This is a genomic window from Novosphingobium sp. PhB55 (genome assembly GCF_004368805.1).
Classification (GTDB): Bacteria; Pseudomonadota; Alphaproteobacteria; order Sphingomonadales; family Sphingomonadaceae; genus Novosphingobium.
In genome coordinates this window covers 339,320-357,289 of the sequence record NZ_SODQ01000006.1, presented here as the reverse complement: position 1 = coordinate 357,289, position 17,970 = coordinate 339,320, and the positions used below count along the sequence as shown (strand labels likewise).

At 67.4% G+C, this 17,970-nt stretch carries 16 protein-coding genes and 1 tRNA gene; 14 read left to right on the top strand and 3 right to left on the bottom strand.

The genetic code is table 11. The annotated features are described in order from the left end of the window. Positions 1-153: 153 nt before the first annotated feature. The 9 genes from ftsZ (at position 154) to EDF57_RS16890 (ending at position 10,086) form a co-directional block, all read left to right on the top strand. Positions 154-1,716, top strand: a complete 1,563-nt coding sequence (ftsZ, locus tag EDF57_RS16930) for a cell division protein FtsZ (RefSeq protein ID WP_134095108.1) — start codon at positions 154-156, stop codon at positions 1,714-1,716. A gap of 150 nt (positions 1,717-1,866) precedes the next feature. Further along, positions 1,867-3,933 carry an SPOR domain-containing protein gene (locus EDF57_RS16925; RefSeq protein WP_134095107.1) on the top strand — a complete coding sequence of 689 codons (2,067 nt, stop codon included), beginning with the start codon at positions 1,867-1,869 and terminating at the stop codon, positions 3,931-3,933. 235 nt (positions 3,934-4,168) lie between these two features. Then, the gene (locus tag EDF57_RS16920; RefSeq protein WP_243654004.1) at positions 4,169-4,675 is read left to right on the top strand and encodes a YbjN domain-containing protein; all 507 of its coding nucleotides are present in this window, start codon (positions 4,169-4,171) and stop codon (positions 4,673-4,675) included. Positions 4,676-4,894: 219 nt separating this feature from the next. Next, positions 4,895-5,704, top strand: coding sequence for a pyrroline-5-carboxylate reductase (locus tag EDF57_RS16915; protein ID WP_134095106.1), 810 nt, complete (start codon positions 4,895-4,897; stop codon positions 5,702-5,704). Positions 5,705-5,851: 147 nt separating this feature from the next. Next, positions 5,852-6,592, top strand: coding sequence for a Bax inhibitor-1/YccA family protein (locus tag EDF57_RS16910; RefSeq protein WP_132261779.1), 741 nt, complete (start codon positions 5,852-5,854; stop codon positions 6,590-6,592). A 163-nt stretch (positions 6,593-6,755) separates the two neighbouring features. Next, the gene (locus EDF57_RS16905) at positions 6,756-7,451 is read left to right on the top strand and encodes a hypothetical protein (RefSeq protein ID WP_132261781.1); all 696 of its coding nucleotides are present in this window, start codon (positions 6,756-6,758) and stop codon (positions 7,449-7,451) included. A 224-nt stretch (positions 7,452-7,675) separates the two neighbouring features. Then, a tRNA-Ala gene (locus EDF57_RS16900) sits at positions 7,676-7,751 on the top strand. A gap of 162 nt (positions 7,752-7,913) precedes the next feature. Next, complete coding sequence (gene obgE / locus EDF57_RS16895) at positions 7,914-8,969, top strand: GTPase ObgE (RefSeq protein ID WP_132261783.1); 1,056 nt, start codon at positions 7,914-7,916, stop codon at positions 8,967-8,969. Between the two features lie 157 nt (positions 8,970-9,126). After that, positions 9,127-10,086: an alpha/beta hydrolase-fold protein gene (locus EDF57_RS16890; protein WP_134095105.1), complete on the top strand. Its 960-nt coding sequence runs from the start codon at positions 9,127-9,129 to the stop codon at positions 10,084-10,086. Positions 10,087-10,096: 10 nt separating this feature from the next. Here EDF57_RS16890 and EDF57_RS16885 read toward each other — a convergent pair whose 3' ends face one another. Further along, a complete protein-coding gene (locus EDF57_RS16885) occupies positions 10,097-11,425 on the bottom strand; it encodes a family 1 glycosylhydrolase (RefSeq protein WP_134095104.1) in 1,329 nt (442 codons plus the stop codon). 161 nt (positions 11,426-11,586) lie between these two features. Between EDF57_RS16885 and EDF57_RS16880 the strand changes: the two genes are divergently transcribed. From EDF57_RS16880 to EDF57_RS16870, 3 genes are all read left to right on the top strand, one after another. Further along, the gene (locus tag EDF57_RS16880) at positions 11,587-12,546 is read left to right on the top strand and encodes a DMT family transporter (RefSeq protein WP_134095103.1); all 960 of its coding nucleotides are present in this window, start codon (positions 11,587-11,589) and stop codon (positions 12,544-12,546) included. Positions 12,547-12,649: 103 nt separating this feature from the next. Beyond that, entirely contained in the window at positions 12,650-13,780 is a 1,131-nt protein-coding gene (gene proB, locus EDF57_RS16875; RefSeq protein WP_134095102.1) for a glutamate 5-kinase, read from the top strand. Beyond that, a complete protein-coding gene (locus tag EDF57_RS16870) occupies positions 13,780-14,703 on the top strand; it encodes an NAD(P)H-binding protein (protein ID WP_134095101.1) in 924 nt (307 codons plus the stop codon). Before proB ends, EDF57_RS16870 begins: the two co-directional genes overlap by 1 nt. Positions 14,704-14,772: 69 nt before the next feature. Here EDF57_RS16870 and fahA read toward each other — a convergent pair whose 3' ends face one another. Together fahA and EDF57_RS16860 are read right to left on the bottom strand one after the other, a co-directional pair. Continuing rightward, on the bottom strand, positions 14,773-16,089 hold the full coding sequence (gene fahA, locus EDF57_RS16865; RefSeq protein WP_134095100.1) for a fumarylacetoacetase: 1,317 nt from the start codon (positions 16,087-16,089) through the stop codon (positions 14,773-14,775). Between the two features lie 85 nt (positions 16,090-16,174). Continuing rightward, positions 16,175-16,927, bottom strand: a complete 753-nt coding sequence (locus EDF57_RS16860) for a TonB family protein (RefSeq protein ID WP_243841116.1) — start codon at positions 16,925-16,927, stop codon at positions 16,175-16,177. Positions 16,928-17,121: 194 nt separating this feature from the next. Here EDF57_RS16860 and EDF57_RS16855 point away from each other — a divergent pair, with 194 nt between their 5' ends. Both EDF57_RS16855 and EDF57_RS16850 read left to right on the top strand, forming a co-directional pair. Next, complete coding sequence (locus tag EDF57_RS16855; RefSeq protein WP_054439274.1) at positions 17,122-17,391, top strand: GlsB/YeaQ/YmgE family stress response membrane protein; 270 nt, start codon at positions 17,122-17,124, stop codon at positions 17,389-17,391. A 106-nt stretch (positions 17,392-17,497) separates the two neighbouring features. Continuing rightward, positions 17,498-17,785 (top strand): hypothetical protein, encoded by a 288-nt coding sequence (locus EDF57_RS16850; RefSeq protein ID WP_132261795.1) that lies wholly within the window; start codon positions 17,498-17,500, stop codon positions 17,783-17,785. The last annotated feature ends 185 nt before the right edge of the window (positions 17,786-17,970 follow it).

The following is a 17,970-nucleotide window of genomic DNA, read 5'->3' as shown; positions in this document are numbered from 1 at the left end:
TGCATTCCCTGCGACGGGAACGGCACGATTGGCTGGAATTCGCGGTTTCGGCTGTGGACAACAAGGCTGCACGCTTTGCCTTGACGGAGGCTGCCGTGCAATCAGGCTAGTCAAGGTAAATTTCTTCGCGCACGTGCCTGCCAGGAGATCGAAATGAGCATCAACATCGGACCGCCGGCGATCGAAGAGCTTCGTCCGCGTATTGTCGTCATCGGCGTAGGCGGAGCAGGCGGCAACGCCATCGCCAACATGATCCAGGCCCAGATCGAGGGCGTGGACTTCGTCGTCGCCAATACCGACGCGCAGGCGCTCAACAACGCGATCGCCGAAACCCGCATCCAGCTCGGCCCGGAAATCACGCAGGGCCTCGGCGCCGGTGCGCGTCCGGAAGTGGGCCGCGCCGCAGCGGAAGAGACGATCGAAGAGATCGAACGTCTGCTTGACGGCGTCCACATGGTCTTCATCGCCGCCGGCATGGGCGGCGGCACCGGCACGGGTGCGGCGCCGATCATCGCGCAGGCCGCGCGCGCCAAGGGCGTGCTGACGGTGGGCGTGGTTTCCAAGCCCTTCATGTTCGAAGGCACGCGCCGCATGCGTTCGGCGGACTCGGGCATCGAGGAGCTGCAGAAGCACGTCGATACCCTGATCGTCATCCCGAACCAGAACCTGTTCCTGGTCGCCAAGGCGGAAACCACGTTCAAGGAAGCCTTCCAGCTTGCCGACGAAGTGCTTCAGCAGGGCGTTCGCTCGATCACCGACCTGATGATCATGCCGGGCCTCATCAACCTCGACTTCGCGGACGTCCGCTCGGTCATGGGCGAAATGGGCAAGGCGATGATGGGCACCGGAGAGGGCGAAGGCCCGAACCGCGCACTCGAAGCGGCCGAACGCGCCATAGCGAACCCGCTGCTCGACGGCGTGTCGATGCAGGGCGCCAAGGGCGTGATCATCTCGATCATCGGCGGCGACGACATGAAGCTGCTCGAAGTCGACGAAGCCGCGAACCACATTCGCGAACTGGTCGACCCTGACGCCAACATCATCTGGGGCTCGGCCTTCAACCCCGACCTTCAGGGCAAGATCCGCGTTTCGGTGGTTGCCACCGGCATCGAGCAGACCACGGAAATGGCCGAGATCGCCTCGCGTCCGCTGAACCTCAGCGCTTCGCGCGGCCCGGTTCGTCCGATGGTGTCGCGCCCGGTGCCCAGCGCACCGACGCCGCTCGTCACGCCCGCTCCGGCCGCCGCAGCGCCGGTCGCTCCGGCTTCCGAGCCGTTCGAACTGTCGACGCCGGCTGCCGAGTCGGCCGACCAGCCGTTCGAACTGGAACTCGGCGCCAGCGAGGAAGTCGAGCAGGAGGCCCCGGCCGCTTACGCCGGTCTTCGCAGCGCGCGTCCCGAACCGCTCGATCTCGGCGCGATGGCGCAGGCCCAGCCCCCGCACCAGTCGGCCCATCAGCCGGCTCCGCAGGCCGCCAGCCAGCGCCAGCAGGACGAACTCTTGCTGGGCGGCGGGCAGCCGCAAGCCGCTGAACCGGCCCGCGCGCGTCCGGCCGATCCCGCACCGGCTCGCCCGGTCGGCGGTGGCAGCACTTTGTTCGAGCGCATGACCAGCCTTTCGCGTCCCAAGGCGGCTCCGGCCGAACCGGCGGGCGATGACGATGATGGCGGCTCGATCAGCATCCCCCGATTCCTGGGGCGCCAGAACAACCAGTAATGAAAATGGGCGGGCGGCGGCCGGTTTGCGGCCGTCCCCTCCCGTTTTCGCAAGGTTCATGAATCGGGCGACATAGACGCGGCCGATCGGTTTTCAGCAAAGGCCCGATTCCAGTCGGGCCTTTGCGCGTTTTGAGAGGTTTTTCGGGTCTTGCGGGTACGTCAGAGGGTTTCGAGCAAGTGGCTGGCCTCGGCAGCCGTGCATGTAGCGCTGGTCGTTCCCGCTGCGTCCCTCTCGTTCGCCGTCCTCCCGGCCGCAGCCATCGCCGCGCCGGTGGTGCAAGCGCTGCCGAGCGCCGACCAGTTGAAGCTCAACGCCGCGCTGTCGCGACTGGCGCGCGATCCGCGGGACACCTCCGCCTTGCTTGACGCAGGCGATGCGGCGCGCAAGCTGGGCGATTTCGACGCCGCCATCGGTTTCTATCGCCGCGCCGACGAAATTGCGCCCGGCAATGCGCGGGTCAAGGCAGGGCTCGCCGCCTCGCTGGCGCAGAGCGGCGATCCCGTTGCCGCGCTGCCGCTGTTCGCCGAGGCGGAGAAGGCGGGCGCCAGCCCCACGCAGCTCGCGGCAGACCGCGGCCTGGCCTACGACCTCGTCGGCGACAACGCCGCCGCGCAGCGCTATTATGCCCTGGCGCTCGGCGGTGCCAATGACGAGGATGTCCGCATGCGACTGGCGATCAGCCAGGCGATTGCCGGCGATGCCCAGGCCTCGGAAACGACGATCATGCCCCTGCTGCGCAAGCAGGACAAACCGGGCTGGCGTACGCGCGCCTTCTCGCTGGCGATCGCGGGCGACGCCAAGCAGGCGGTGGAAGTCTCGAACACCATCCTGCCCCCGCAACTGGCCCAGAACATTGCGCCTTACTTGCGCTACATGCCGCGTCTCACCCGCGCGCAGCAGGCGGCGGCGGCCAATCTCGGCAAGTTCCCGCGCGCTTCGGAAATCGGGCATGACGATGCCCGGATCGCGGCCTACACGCCGACGCGGCTTGCCAGCGCGGACGCGAATCTCGTCCCGCGCGGCGAAGCCCTGGGCAGCGGCGGCACTGCGGCTACCCGCACGTCCCGCACGGCCAAGGCCAGCACGAAACCGGCAAAGGCCGGCCCGCGGACCGGCGGCACATCGGTGGCCGCGGCGGATCCCTATCGCATCGGCGGCGGGCGGACGACCTCCACGCGCACGGCGCCCGCTGCGGCGGCAGAGCCGGCACGGGTCGCGCCCCCCGAACCGATGCCGACCATCGAGCGTGCCGATACGCCGACGGGCGAACTGCCTCCCGTGAAGCCGAAGGCGGAGCAACCCGCCCCGGTCAGCGCCAAGCCGCCCGCGACGGCAACGGCCGCGCCTGCCTCGACCTCGGTAACGCGCGAATGGGCTGCCGCCTCGCTTGCTGCGCGGAGTAGCTCTGCGCCGTCTACGGCCGCCGCAAGCCCCGGTTTCGACCTTGCGCGGGTTCCGGCGGGTCAGCCTGCCGCGGCGCCCTCGACGTCGCCCGTTGTCTCCAAACCCGTGACACCCGCGCCCGGGCTCCCCGCCACGCCGAGTGCGCCAGTTGCGCCGCTTGGCAGCACGCCGGCCAAGCCGCCCGTGGCGGAAGCGCCGCCCGAACCGAACGCCCAGCAGCTTTCGCTGGAGCAGATCTTCGCGGATCTGGGCAAGCCCACCATGCAGATCATGCCGGCCTCGGGCGCGGTCGACATGCGGCAGATAGAGCCGGCACGTCCGGCGCCGCCCAAGATCGACCTTCCCAAGCCCGAACCGGAAGCGCCCAAGGTGCCCGAGCCGAAAGCCAAGGCAGACCCCAAGGCCAAGCCCGACCCCAAGGCCAAGCCCGATGACAAGGCGGAAGACGACAAGGCCTCTGCCAAGACCAAGGCTGCCGCAAAGGCCAAGGCCGATGCCGCCGCCAAGGGCAAGAAGCCTGCGCCGCCGTCGCATCCCAGCCGGATCTGGGTGCAGATCGGCGTGGGCCGCGACAAGGCTGCCATCGCTTTCGACTGGCGCCGCTACCTCAAGCAGTCGCCCGCGCTGTTAAAGGGCCACGAACCCTATGTCAGCGACATGGGGCGGACCAACCGCATCCTCGTGGGTCCGTTCGAGACGCAGAAGGCGGCCGGCAGCTTCATCGCCGATGCGAAGAAGCAGGGCTTCAACGACGCGCTTCCCTGGACGAGTCCGGCGGGGCAGGTCGTCGACGCGCTTTCGGCGAAGTGACGGGCGGGTCGCGGAGGCGGCCCGCTTCCCTATGCGTAAAGCGGGCCTGAGGGCCGCGTCCGGCAAATCCGGGTGACTTCGAACTGTCCTAATGGCGGGGCGGCGGGCCTTATCCACATCCTGTGAACAGGCTTGTGCAGTTTTGCTCAGGCGATCGCATGCCCCGGATTGTGCTTGCCCCCCCAGGCAAAGCATCCATGGCTCGTCGCGTCGCGGAGGGCAAATGTCGGAAATCATGAGGCAGGTACAGGACGACATCAGCCGGGAGGACGAGTCCGCCCCGATCGAGATGCTGGCGTCGCTGTTCGAAGCGCGCGACTGGGCGTTCGAGCACTCGGGCGAGGATGAGATCTCCGCCGAAGTGAAGGGCGCCTGGGCGACCTATCAGATCCAGGCGATCTGGCGCGCGGAAGACCGTGTGCTGCAATTGCTCTGCCTGCCGGACATTCGCATCGCCGACAGCAAGCGGCAGGCCATGTTCGAGGCCCTGGCTCTCATCAACGAGCAGCTCTGGGTCGGCCATTTCGACACCTGGTCCAGCAGCGGCGTGGTGCTCTATCGCCACGGGCTGATGCTGGGCGAGGAAGGCCTGCTCGGTCCGGGCCAGGCGCAGACCGTGGTGGAGGCGGCGATCGAGGAATGCGACCGCTTCTATCCGGTGTTCCAGTTCATCCTCTGGGGCGACAAGACCCCGACCGAGGCGCTTGCCGCAGCCATGATCGACGCGGCCGGAGAGGCCTGACCCCGCTGCGCAGGTTCGGCGTGGATGGCCCGTCTTGTCGGGCTTTGGCCCTTGGCAGTGTGCCGTCGCTCCCTTAGAGCGGGATCCGATCCTGCTGCGTCGGCCCTGTCGCCGCAGGTTTTTGGTTTGCCGCGTTTTCCGAGCAATCAGGTGATCCCATCTGCTCGGCAAACGCTCTAGGCGCCGGGACGTCGCAAGGTCTCGCGCAAGGGGAATGACATGGAGCGGTTTCAGAACATCCTTCTCGTCGGCTGCGGCAATATGGCCGGCGCCATGCTGAAGGGCTGGCTGAAGGGCGGTATCGCCGCATCGCGTTTCACCATCGTCGATCCCAAGCGCACCGAAGCGCCCGAGGGGGTGACCCTGCTCGGCGAACTGCCGCGCGAAGGTCGCTTCGACGTGGTCATGCTGGGTATCAAGCCTCAGGGCCTGGATGAGGCCGCCCCGGCGATCGGCGCGCTGGTCGGGCGCGAGACGACGCTTTTCTCGATTCTTGCAGGTGTGGAGTTCGAGAGCCTTGCCGCGCGGTTCCCCGCGGCGGGTGCAGTCGTGCGGATCATGCCCAACCTTGCCGCCGCCATCGGCAAGTCGCCGATCGCGCTGGATTCGCGCGGTCTCGATGAGACGGGGCGGGCAGCGGTCACGGCGATGATGGCCCATCTCGGCACCCCGGAGTGGCTGGCGGAAGAGGCGCTGTTCGATTCCGTCACGGCGCTGGCAGGCTGCGGCCCCGCCTTCGTCTACCGCTTCATCGATGCGCTGACGGCAGGGGCCGTGTCGCTCGGGCTGGACGAGGCGCAGTCGCAGCGGCTTGCCCTGGCCATGGTCGAAGGGGCGGCGCAGCTCGCGGCCGCCTCGCCGTTCTCGGCCGGCGAACTGGCGGACAAGGTGGCCAGCCCCGGTGGGTCGACCCGCGCCGGCATGAACGTGCTCGATGCAGGCGACGCCCTGACGCGCCTGATTGCGGCCACGATGGCCGCTTCGCGCGACCGTAATGCCGAAATGGCCGCGGAGGCCCGCAAGGCCTGATCGCCGTATTCCGGCGGGTTCCGACAGTTTTTACATTTTGACACAAAGTCGATCCGCCGGTTTTCCTTGAATTCGGAGACCGGACAGCAGATATTCGTGCCTGTACGGGTGCCGCATTTCGCAAGCGCCTGTGAAAGGGAGTTTGAAATGGCGAATTGGAACGACCCCCAGCCCGGTACGGGCTTCGGTGCGTCTCCGAGCCTTGACGGACGCGAAGCCGGCCGGGCCACGTATGACGCGGGCCTGCGCAGCTACATGCTGTCCATCTACAACTACATGGCCTCGGGCGTGCTGCTGTCGGGCATCGTGGCGCTGTTGTTCGCTTCCTCCGGCATGGCGATGCAGGTGCTGACCACCCCGCTGCGCTGGGTCATCATGCTCGCCCCGCTGGGCTTCGTGATGGCGATGAACTTCGGCCTGAACCGTATGAAGACCTCGACCCTCCAGATGCTCTATTGGGGCTTCTGCGTGGTCATGGGTCTGTCGCTGTCGACGATCTTCCTGGCCTTCACCGCCACGTCGATCGCCACGACCTTCTTCGCAACGGCTGCGGCCTTCGCGGGTCTGAGCCTGGTGGGCTATACCACCAAGAAGGATCTTTCGGGCTTCGGCACGTTCCTGATCATGGGCCTGTTCGGCATTCTGATCGCGATGCTGATCAACATCTTCGTGGGTTCGACGGTGCTGCAGCTGGCGATCTCGGTGCTCGGCGTGCTGATCTTCGCCGGCCTCACCGCCTATGACACGCAGATGCTCAAGAACCAGTACGCACAGCTTCGCGGCACCGAATTCCTCGGCAAGGCCGTGGTGATGGGCGCGCTCAGCCTCTACCTGGACTTCATCAACATGTTCCAGTTCCTGCTGAGCTTCCTGGGCGATCGCCGTTAATCCACCGTTTTTTGACGGATGAAACGATCATGCCCGGTGCGATTCGTCGCACCGGGCATTTTCATTGGAGTCAAGACGAGATAGAATCCCGGCCATCGTGAGAACTGGAGTGTCCGGGGTGGTAAACCTGAAGAAAAAAGGCCTTTTGCGCGGCCTTGCCATTATGACGGGCTCGCTCGTCGCCATGCTGTCCGGCTGCGGACCCAAGGAGGTTGCCGTTGCGCCGCCCCCGCCGCCGCCCGTGGTGGTGATCCCGCCGCGGCCGATGCCGCCGCTGGGCGCCGCGCCGAACATGATCGTGCCGGTCTTGGCCGTGGACGGTTCGCGCCGCACGGTGAATTCGGGCATCTCGGCTGCCCAGTCCCTGTGGAACCTGCGCTCGGCCTACAATGTCGCGGCGCTGAACTGCGTCGGGCCGCAGTACGAGCCGATCCTGGCGGGCTACAAGGACTTCCTGAAAAAGCACGTCAAGAGCCTGACGGCGGCCAACAAGGAACTCGACAAGGAGTTCAAGTCGCGGTTCGGCGCCAAGTCCGTTCGCGAGCGCGAAGCCTATCAGACCCAGGTCTACAACTTCTTCGCGCTGCCCCCCGTCGTTCCCGCGCTCTGCAACGCGGCGATGGGTCTCGCGGTCGATCTCCAGGCCGTGCCGGCCGGTCAGCTTGACGGTTTCGCGGTGAGCGGCCTTGCCAAGGCGGAGGCTCCCTTCAAGGAGTTCTTCAACAGCTACGACCAGTACCGCGCCGATCTGGCCGCCTGGGAAGCGCGCTACGGCGCGGGCGCCTCGGCCAGCGCGCCTTCGGGCACGACGCCGGTAGCGGCAGCGCCCACGGTGAGCCAGCAGGCCTACTCGCGGTAAGCCCGAAGGGGCGAGAGGGCAGGGGCGCGCAAGGACGCGATCCTGCCCCGCGCCGAACCTGACAGGACCAGTTCTCTTCCGGCCGGATTCGGGGGGAGTCTCGGGTGCCAGATCTCGGGAATCGAATCTCGGCCCGGTGCATTTTTGCTCTTTCATGCGGAAGAGCACTTCGCTAAGGGGACGCCTCGCGAAGGCGCTTGTCGTCCCAGCGAAAATACTGGAACGGGGCCGTAGCTCAGATGGGAGAGCGCGTCGTTCGCAATGACGAGGTCAGGGGTTCGATCCCCCTCGGCTCCACCAGTATGAAATTCTGAAGCGATCCGGGTCTGCCCGGGTCTACCCCGGCATGAGGCGTTTGACGCGACATGGCCGGGTTTTTTGTTTATCTGCGATGGACGGATAAAGGCTCTGCCGCTGTCCCTTCGCCTTTGAACGTCTTTGAACGCGCCGGAAACATACAAGATGCACTTTCTCGACCAGGCCAAGATCTACATCCGTTCAGGCGGAGGCGGCCCCGGCGCGGTTTCATTCCGGCGCGAGAAGTACGTCGAGTACGGCGGACCCGACGGCGGCAATGGCGGGAAGGGCGCGGACATCGTGTTCGAGGCGGTTGCGGGCCTCAATACCCTGATCGATTTCCGCTACACCCAGCATTTCAAGGCTCCGCGCGGCGGCCACGGCATGGGCAAGAACCGTAATGGCGCGGCCGGCAAGGACCTGGTCATCAAGGTTCCCGTCGGCACCCAGATCGTCGACGACGAGGATCGCGAAACGGTCCTGGCCGACCTGACCGAGGCCGGCCAGCGCGTGACGCTGATGGAAGGCGGCATGGGCGGTCGCGGCAATGCCAGCTACAAGACCTCCACCAACCGCGCTCCGCGCCAGCACCAGCCCGGCATTCCCGCACAGGAAATGTGGGTATGGCTGCGCCTGAAGCTGCTGGCCGACGTCGGTCTGGTCGGCATGCCGAACGCAGGCAAGTCCACGTTCATCAACAAGCTGTCGAATGCCAAGGCGAAAGTCGGCGACTATGCCTTCACCACGCTGCGCCCGCAGCTTGGCGTCGTCATGCACAAGAATCGCGAATTCGTGCTGGCCGACATTCCGGGCCTGATCGCCGGCGCCGCCGATGGTGCGGGCATCGGTGACCGCTTCCTGGGTCATATCGAGCGCTGCCGCGTGCTCGTCCACCTCATCGACATCTCGAACACCGATCCGGTGGAAGCGATGCATGTCGTCGAGGAAGAGCTGGCGGCCTATGGCGGCGATCTCGAGAACAAGCCGCGCCTGGTCGCGCTGAACAAGATCGACCTCGTGGACGACGATCTGGCCGCGGCCTATGCCAAGGAACTGCTGAAGGCCGGGGCGGACGAAGTCTTCCCGATCTCCGGCGCGACCGGCAAGGGCATGTCGAAGCTGCTGGACGCGGTGATCGACTACCTTCCCGCGGCCACCGTTACCGAGCGTCCCGAAGGCGAGCGCGAGGAATCCGACGACAAGCCCTGGTCGCCGATTTGAGCTCGGCTATTTGACGCTCCCATATTGACGGCCCCGTGTTGACGGCCACCATGTTGACGGTGGCGCCTTGATTTCGGCGTTCCGACCCGGAGGCACCGGGTCGTTCGCCGTGACGGTTTGAGTTGGCGCCGGGCCTCGCTCCGGCTACAGCTTTGCCATGAAGATCATGCACATGGCACTGGCGGCGGGCCTGCTCCTGTCGCCCCTTGGCGCCGCTGCGGCAGAGCCCGCTCCGGTCGCCAGCCGTCCGATCGAGATCGGCACGAGCTACAGCCTCCCATCGGCGGTGCTGGGCGACACGCGCGAAGTGAACGTCTGGCTGCCGACCGGCTACGCGGCGTCGCACGATCGCTATCCGGTGGTCTACCTGCTGGACGGCGCGCTCGATCAGGACTTCCAGCATATCGCGGGCCTCGCCAACCTTGCTTCGCTGAGCTGGACCTATGGCCCGATGATCGTGGTCGGCGTGCAGACCAGGAACCGCCGCGCGGAACTGACATCGCGGCCCACCGATCCCCGCTACCTCTCCGCGTTTCCCGAAAGCGGCGGGGCGGACCGCTTTCGCCGCTTCCTGCGCCAGGAGGTGATCCCCTTCGTGGAAGCACGCTTCCGCACCGGAGAGCGCCGCGCGATCATGGGTGAATCGCTGGCCGGCCTCTTCGTGGTCGATACCCTGCTCAACGATCCCGCGCTTTTCGCCGACTATGTGGCGATCAGCCCCAGCCTCTGGTGGGACGACCGCCGGCCTCTCGCTCATCTCGACCGGACGGCCCGCGTGAAGGGGCTTGCCAAGGCCCGCCTCTATCTGGCGGTGGGCGACGAGGGTGGGACCATGCAGGACGGGATCGATCGGCTGCGCACATTCCTCGAGAGCCAGCCGGCGGACCGCGTCACCTTGCGCTACGACGATTTCAGCAAGAGCGCTTCACATGCCACCGTCTATCACCATGCGGCGGAGGACGCGCTGCGCTGGCTCTATCCCGCACCGCCCTATGAAGGCGGGGGGACGCCGTGGTTCATGATCGAGGGGGCCCAGCCCCCACCACCGTCGTCTCCACCGCCTTCGTCCCCACCGCCTTCGTCCCCGCCACCGTCGCCCACCACGCCCGCGGGCTGAGGCCTTTCCCTCAGAGCGAATTGCGCCGGGCGATGGCGGCCAGCACGGCAGCGCTGGGCTTGGGTGTGCGCTTGAACGTCGTGCGGTCCAGCGTGTGCAGGCCGAACTGCGGCTTGTAACCGAAAACCCATTCGTAATTGTCGACCAGTGACCAGTGCATATAGCCGAGCACGGGCACGCCATCGTCCATGGCGCGCTTGAGTTCGCCCAGCGCCGCCGGGATCAGCCGCGCGCGCTTGGTGTCGTCGGCCGAATTGATGCCGTGCTCGGTAACCACCACCGGCACGCCGCTGACCGCATGGGCATAGCGCACCGCGCCGGCGAGGGATCCCGGGTAGATTTCGGAGCCGGCGTCGTTGGTTTCCGCGCCGCTGGGCGGGGGCAGGCGGCCCTTGTCGTTCCAGACGGTCCGCTCGTAGTTCTGCACGCCGACGAAGTCGTTGCCGCGCGCGGCCTCCAGCCAGGGCAGGTAGAGCTTGGCGCGCATGGCATCGCGCAGGCTGTGGCGGCCGGCGGCCTGATCGTCGATCACGGCAAGGCTGACCCCGACCGGCAGGTCGCTCCGCACGGCCTTGATCGCCGCGCGCCCGGCCTTGTGCCCGGCCAGGAGGTTTCTCTGCACCACTTCCGGATCAGCGACGTAGAGCGGATTGCCGGGCAGGAAGCGGGGGACGGCATGTTCGCGGGCGGCGGCCTCCTGCATGGCCTTGTCCGCGCCGAGCAGGCGCGGTCCGATGTCGCCGGGAAGCACAACGTCCAGCAAGCCGCTGAGATTGGGCTCGTTCAAGGTGGTGGCATGGCTGATCCCCGCGGCGAGATGGCGGGCTGCGCGGTCGCAATAGCGGGCGAAAAGGGCAGGGGCCTCGGCATGGGACCATCCGCCCTGCGCTGCGAACCAGGCGGGCGTGGTGAAGTGGTTGAACGTCACCATCGCCTTGAGGCCGCGCGCGTTGCAGCCCTCGATCATGGCCTTGTAATGATCGAGCATGGCGATCGAGAACTGACCCTTGGCAGGTTCGATGCGCGCCCATTCCAGGCTGAAGCGATAGGTGTTGAGCCCAAGGCCCTTCACCAGGTCGAGGTCCACCGGCCAGAGCGCCAGGCTGTTCGCGGCGTCGCCGGAGGGTTCCATGTAGACCGTGGGATTGGCGTGCTCCATGGCCCAGACATCGCTGTTGACGTTGTTGCCTTCGATCTGGTGCGCCGCCGTTGCCGCGCCCCAGAGGAAGCCGTCCGGGAACTTGGGATCGACGGGCCTGGCCGTGCGCGCCAGGGTGGAGGTGCTCACAAGCGTGGCCCCGGCGGCCGTGGCGGCCAGCATGGTTCGGCGGTCGATCACGCGCTTCTTCTCCCTGTTCGCGCCGGTTTCGTTTCGAATCGGCTAGGAATGTAAAATTAGAACCATAAATCTAAAATGGAACCCGCATCGTCGGACCTGAGAGAATAGCCGCGACAAAAAGGGACTGCCGCCACCCCGGCGCGGGCGCTAAGGGCCGGATCATGGACATCGACCAGCCTCTTTCGCGCAAACCCGTGGACGGCCGTGCGGCCCTGCTCATGGTCGGCCTCTGCGCGATCTGGGGCATGCAGCAGACGGCGCTGAAGGCAGCCGCTCCGGACATGGCGCCGATGCTTCAGATTTCCTTGCGCTCGGGCATCGCGGCCCTGTTCATCACCGCGCTGGTGTTCATGCGGAAGGAAGGACATGCCCTGCGCGGCGGGACCTGGAAGGCGGGGCTGGCGATCGGCGCGCTCTTTGCGCTCGAATACCTGTTCATGGGCGAGGGGCTGCGCTTCACCAGCGCCTCGCCCATGGGCATCTTCCTCTATACCGCCCCGATCTTCACCGCGCTCGGCCTGCATTTTCGCGTGCCCGAGGAACGCCTGAGCCCGCTGCAATGGCTGGGCATCGCTGCGGCTTTCGGCGGTGTCGCGGTCTCGTTCCTGGGCGGCGGAGCGGATGGCCCGCGGCGCGATTCGGCATGGATCGGAGACCTCATGGGCATCGGCGCAGGCGCCGCCTGGGGCGCGACGACGCTGACGCTGCGATTCTCCCGGCTCTCGCAGGCGCCCAGTTCGGTCACCACGCTCTACCAGCTGCTCGGCGCTTTCGTGCTGCTGGGCCTGCTGGCGGTCGGCACCGGGCAGACATATGCGCGGCCGACCGTGCTGCTGGGGGTGAGCATGGTGTTTCAGGTGGTCTTCATGTCGCTGATCAGCCTGCTCGTCTGGTTCGGACTCCTGCGCGTCTACCTGGCCTCGCGACTGGGCGTGCTCTCGTTCATGACGCCGCTGTTCGGCGTGCTGTTCGGGGTCGTTCTGCTGGGCGAACGACTGGACGCGGCCTTCATCGCCGGTGCGCTGATGGTCCTGGCGGGCATCCTGCTGGTCAGCGGTCACGAAATCTTCAAGGCCCGAAAGGCGCGGCGGGCGCAGACGGTGTTTATCGACCCGGCCTGACCGATCCGGGCGTCTCGCCGTTCCCGTGGCGGGACGGGGCGTAGCGCCTTTCGCAAGCGAGCGCTTTCCAGCGGGCGGCAACTGTCCTAGAGGCACTGCCTCCATGCCTGTATCGCGTCTTTCCGATCTCTCCGACAGAGCCCTTGCCCCCCGCCTCGTCATCAAGGTGGGCTCGGCGCTGCTCGTCGGCAAAGAGGGCGTAAGGCGCGCGTGGCTGACGGCGCTGGTGGCGGAAATCGCCGAGGCGCGCGCACGCGGGCAGGACGTGATCGTGGTTTCCTCCGGCGCGATCGCCCTTGGCGCCGCCACGCTCGGCCTGGAAAAGGGCGGACGCGGCTCGTTGGCCGATGCCCAGGCGGCGGCCGCCGTCGGTCAGATCGCGCTTTCCGGCCTCTGGGCGGAATTGCTCGGCAGCCACGGCCTCACTGCCGCGCAGATGCTGCTGACGCTGGAAGACCTTGAAGACCGCCGCCGCTACCTCAACGTCACGGCCACGCTCACGCGGCTGCTCGATGCGGGGGCCGTGCCGGTGATCAACGAGAACGATTCGGTTGCCACGCAGGAAATCCGCTTCGGCGACAACGACCGCCTTGCCGCGCGCGTCGCCCAGGCCGCGCAGGCCAGCGCCGTGCTGCTGCTCTCCGATATCGACGGTCTCTACGATCGCCATCCCCGGGAGCCGGGTGCCAGGATGATCCCGGTGGTCGAAGGCGTGACCGGCGAGGTCCACGCCATGGCCAGTACCGAATCGAATTCGGGCATGGGCTCGGGCGGCATGGTTTCGAAGCTGCAGGCCGCGGAGATCGCGGAACTGGCCGGAATCTGCCTCGTCATCGGCAATGGCCAGCATGAACGCCCGGTCGCGCGGATCATCGGCGAGGGCATCGGCACGCTGTTCCTGCCTCGCCGCCGGGCCGGCGCGCGCAAGGCCTGGCTTGGCGGACGGCTGCGGCTGAAGGGCAGCATCCACGTCGATGCCGGGGCAGCCGCTGCCCTGCTGCGGGGATCGAGCTTGCTGGCCAAGGGCGTGACGCGCGTGGAGGGAGCCTTCGAGCGCGGCGACCCGGTAGCCATCGTCGACCCCGAGGCAAAAGTCCTGGCCCATGGCCTTTCCGAATATCACGCTGGCGAATGCACCGCGATCCGCGGGCTGCACTCCAGCGAGCAGGCCGAAGTGCTCGGTTACGCGCCCCGTTCATCCGTCGTGCATCGCGATCAGCTTGTCTTGAAGTAATGGAACTCGACCGCCCCACCATCGCGCTGACCGGCGCCACCGGCTTCGTTGGCCAGAGCCTGCTCGATGAGGCCGTTGCCGCCGGATACGATGTCCGCGCGCTCGCCCGCCGCGAACAGGAGCCGCGCGCGAACGTCACCTGGGTGCGCGGCGAACTGCGCGACACCGGCTCCCTTTCCGAACTGACGCGCGGGGCGGAGGCGATCCTCCACGTTGCCGGCGTGGTCAATGCGCCCGACCCGGCCGGATACGAAGCGGGCAATGTCGCCGGGACGCTGAACCTGATCGAGACGGCCGTGGCCAAGGGCATCCGGCGCTTCGTGTTCGTCTCCTCGCTCTCCGCGCGCGAACCGCAGCTCTCCGCCTACGGGGCCTCCAAGGCCAAGGCCGAGAAGCTCTTGCGCGCCAGCCCGCTCGATTGGACCATCGTGCGCCCACCCGCGATCTACGGCCCGCGCGACAAGGAAATGTTCGAGCTGTTCCGCGCGGCGCGCTGGGGCCTCGTGCCGGTGCCCAAGGGCGGCAGCGCCTCGATGATCCATGTCGAGGACCTTGCCCGCCTGCTGGTGGCGCTGGTTCCGGGCGGCGAGGACGTGACCGGCAAGCTGTTCGAACCGGACGACGGCAAAGTCCACGGCTGGGACAATGCCGAGATGGCCCGCGCCATCGGTGCAGCCGTATGCCGCCGTGCGCGCGTGCTGTCGCTTTCCGCCGGAGCGCTGCGCAAGGCGGCGAAAGTGGACCAGTTCCTGCGCGGCGACGGGGCGAAGATGACCGCCGACCGCGCGGCCTATTTCAGCCACCCGGACTGGGTGGTCAGCGCCGGGGCGGCGGTGCCGGCCTCGATCTGGGAGCCGCGTATCGATACGCGCGACGGCCTGCGCGCCACGGCCGAGTGGTACCGCGCGAACGACTGGCTTTGAGCGGATCCCGCTAATCGAACGGCGCCGAGGTAGCCCGGTTTTGGCGCTACCCCGGCAAACCCTTCCGCACTAGTTCAGGGCCATCGCCGGCTGCACCACCCCGGTGCAGGCCCCGAACCCGATCGACACGGTGCCTTCCGCCACGAAGCGGCCGGACAGCGCCAGTTCGTCGCCGTCCTGAAGGAAGGTGCGCGTTTCGCCGGTGGGCAGGGTCAGGGCTTCCCGGCCGGAGCGGGTGATCTCCATGAGGCTGCCCTGCGAGCCGTCCTCGGGGCCGGAGATCGTCCCGGTGCCCAGCAGGTCGCCCGGGTTCATCTCGCAGCCGTTCGATGCATGGTGCGTCACCATCTGCGCGATCGTCCAGTACATGTTGCGGGCCGGGCCGCGGCTGAGGCGCTGGGCGGGCAGGCCCTGTTCGCGCATCGTCCGGGTGCTGAGGCTGACTTCGAGGTCCAGCGCAAGCGCGCCCTCGCGCTGGTCGGCCTCGTTCCAGAGATAGGGCAGGGGGCGCGGGTCGCCTTCGGGCCGCGCGGGCTGGGCCATGCGGAACGGGGCGAGCGCTTCCATGGTCACGATCCAGGGCGAGACGGTGGTGAGGAAGTTCTTGGCGAGGAACGGCCCGAGCGGCTGATATTCCCAGGCCTGGACGTCGCGCGCCGACCAGTCGTTGAGCAGGGTCAGTCCGGCGACGTGGTCGAGCGCCGCGTCGATGGGGATGGGCTGGCCGAGCGTGTTGCCCTGCGCCATCCACACGCCGAGTTCCAATTCGTAGTCTAGCCGTCCGATGGGGCCGAACGAAGGCGCTTCGGCATCGGGCGCCTTGGTCTGGCCGTTGGGGCGGATCACCGGGGCGCCGCTGGCCCGTACGGTGGAGGCACGGCCGTGATAGCCGATGGGAACGTGCTTGTAGTTGGGCAGCAGCGGATTGTCGGGACGGAACAGTTTGCCGATATTGGTGGCGTGATGGATGCCGACGTAGAAATCGGTGTAGTCCGCGATGCGCGCGGGCAGGTGCAGCGTGGCTTCGGCCATCGGCACCAGCAGCGCTTCGACTTGCGCGCGCTCGGCCGCGCCTTCGGCCAGGAGCGCGGAGACACGGCGGCGCAGCGCGCGGCGCGGGCCGGCACCCAGGGCCAGCAGGGGATTGAGCGTTTCGCCCGCTCCGGCGCGGGCGGCGTCCAGCGCATCGCCTTCGAGCAGGGTCGTGGCGGCCAGCGCGCCGAGGTCGAGGATCATGTCCCCGATGGCGATGCCGCCCCGGGCAGCTTCATCGCGGCGCGAGAAGACGCCGAGGGGCAGGTTCTGGATCGGAAAATCGCCGTGGCCGTTCGCGCTTTCGACCCAGGAGCGCAGAGCGCGGTCATGGGTTTCGTCGATCGTGGCCATGGTCTTACCTCTTCCGTTGGTGCTGGGCGTCCGTGACGCGCGTTTCTCGATGGGAGCGCTTCACTAGCCGGTCGCACAGGCCGCGTCACGGGCCTTCCTGGACATCGTCCCATCCATGGGTCTCGGTCATGACGAAAGGCACCGGATCGCCGCGCGCGTCGCGGGCCGGGCGGAAGCGGAAACGTGCGGTGATGCGCTGGCAGGTGCCGGCGTCGAGGTCCGGTCGGCCGCTGGAGGAAACCACGGTGCAGCCGCTGACCCGGCCGTCCGTCCCGATCCGGTAGCGTACCGTGATGTCGCCGCCGCTGCGGGACTTGCGCAAGTCGGGCGGCAGGTCGGAGTAGTGAAGGCGTCCGGAGGTCTGGCGGGGGAATTGCGCCACGCCGGCATTCGCGCCCGATCCCTCGCCGCCCTGGCCGCCGCCGCCGTTGCCTCTCCCGGTGCCGCCCGCACCGGGGCCGGATCCGCTGTTTCCCGTGCCCTGGGACGATTGCGCGCCCTGTCCGGGGCGCGGCGCGGCGATGATCGGCGGGGCAACGGGCAGGACGATCCGCGGCGGCGGCGCGACCAGGAGGGTGGCCCTGGCCTTGCGTCCCTCGGGCGCGGCGGCGGCCTTGGGGGCTGCGGCGGACTCTTGCTTGCGCGGTGAGGGCGTGGGCGTCGGTGTGGGGGTGGGAGGCGGCCGATCCGGCACGGTCACCATGGCCGTCAGCGCAGCGCGGTCAGGAAGCTGCGGCAGGTCCACGCCCAGCCCGAACGCCAGGGCGGCCAGCCCGGCACCGACGACGGTGGCCGATGCCAGTGCGGAAACCCACCTGTCGCGTCGCGGCGCGTGCAAGACCTGCTCCTTCCCCGTCGAGACCCACCGGGCCAACCCGGTGCCGGGAAAACAAGTCGCGCCTGCGAAAGGTCCCGCAAGTGGCGACCGGTGCCGACGAATCGCCTGTGCTGCGGCAGGACGATCACATGTTGCGGAACCATGGCTCGACATCATCGTTATTCCGCCAACGAGACAATTTCGGAGAAGCAACAATGACCCTACTTCTTATTCTCCTGGTCGGTGGCGTCATCGGCTGGCTCGCTTCGATCCTCATGCGCACCGATGCGCAGCAGGGCGTCTTCCTCAACGTGGTCGTCGGTGTCGTCGGCGCCCTGATCGCGGGCCTCATCATCACCCCGCTGATCGGCGGTGCGCCCATCACCAGCGGTGCGTTCGACATCATGTCGCTGTTCGCTTCGTTCCTGGGTGCGGTTGTCCTTCTGGCGATCGTGAACCTCTTCCGTCGCGGTTCCATTCGCTAAGATTGGCGGCTAAACGGTAGGTTGCGACTCTTATAAGTCGCCAAGGAGGCTGGCGCGTCCTCCAACCCCGAACGCGCCCTTTTCAACAGGGATAAGGAAGCCTGACATGAAAGCCATCAACACTTCGCGTCTTGCCATGATCGCTGTCGTCGCTGCCGGTTCGCTGGGCCTCGCGGCCTGCAACAATAAGGCGGACGATGCCACCGAGCAGCAGGCCGACGCGGTCGAGCAGTCGTCCGACTCCGCCGCAGACGCCATGCGCGACCAGGCGGACCAGATGACCGGCGCTGCTTCCGAGGCCGTGGATGAAAAGGCCGATGCCGTCCAGGCGGCAGGCGAGGCCAAGTCGGACGCGCTGGAAGAAAAGGCAGACCGGATCAAGGAACAGCACTGATCCGTTACGCGACCCTCATCGCAAGAAGACAGGAAGGATGGCGGGTTCCGCCATCCTTCTTTCGTTGGGCCGGCTCCTTTCGTCAGGCCCATTTCCCGGTGCCGCCTTTCCCGGGCAAGGGGAAGGCACAGGCACCCGGTGCGAAGCCAAACTATCCGGCCGTGCAATCAAAATGCCGCCAATAG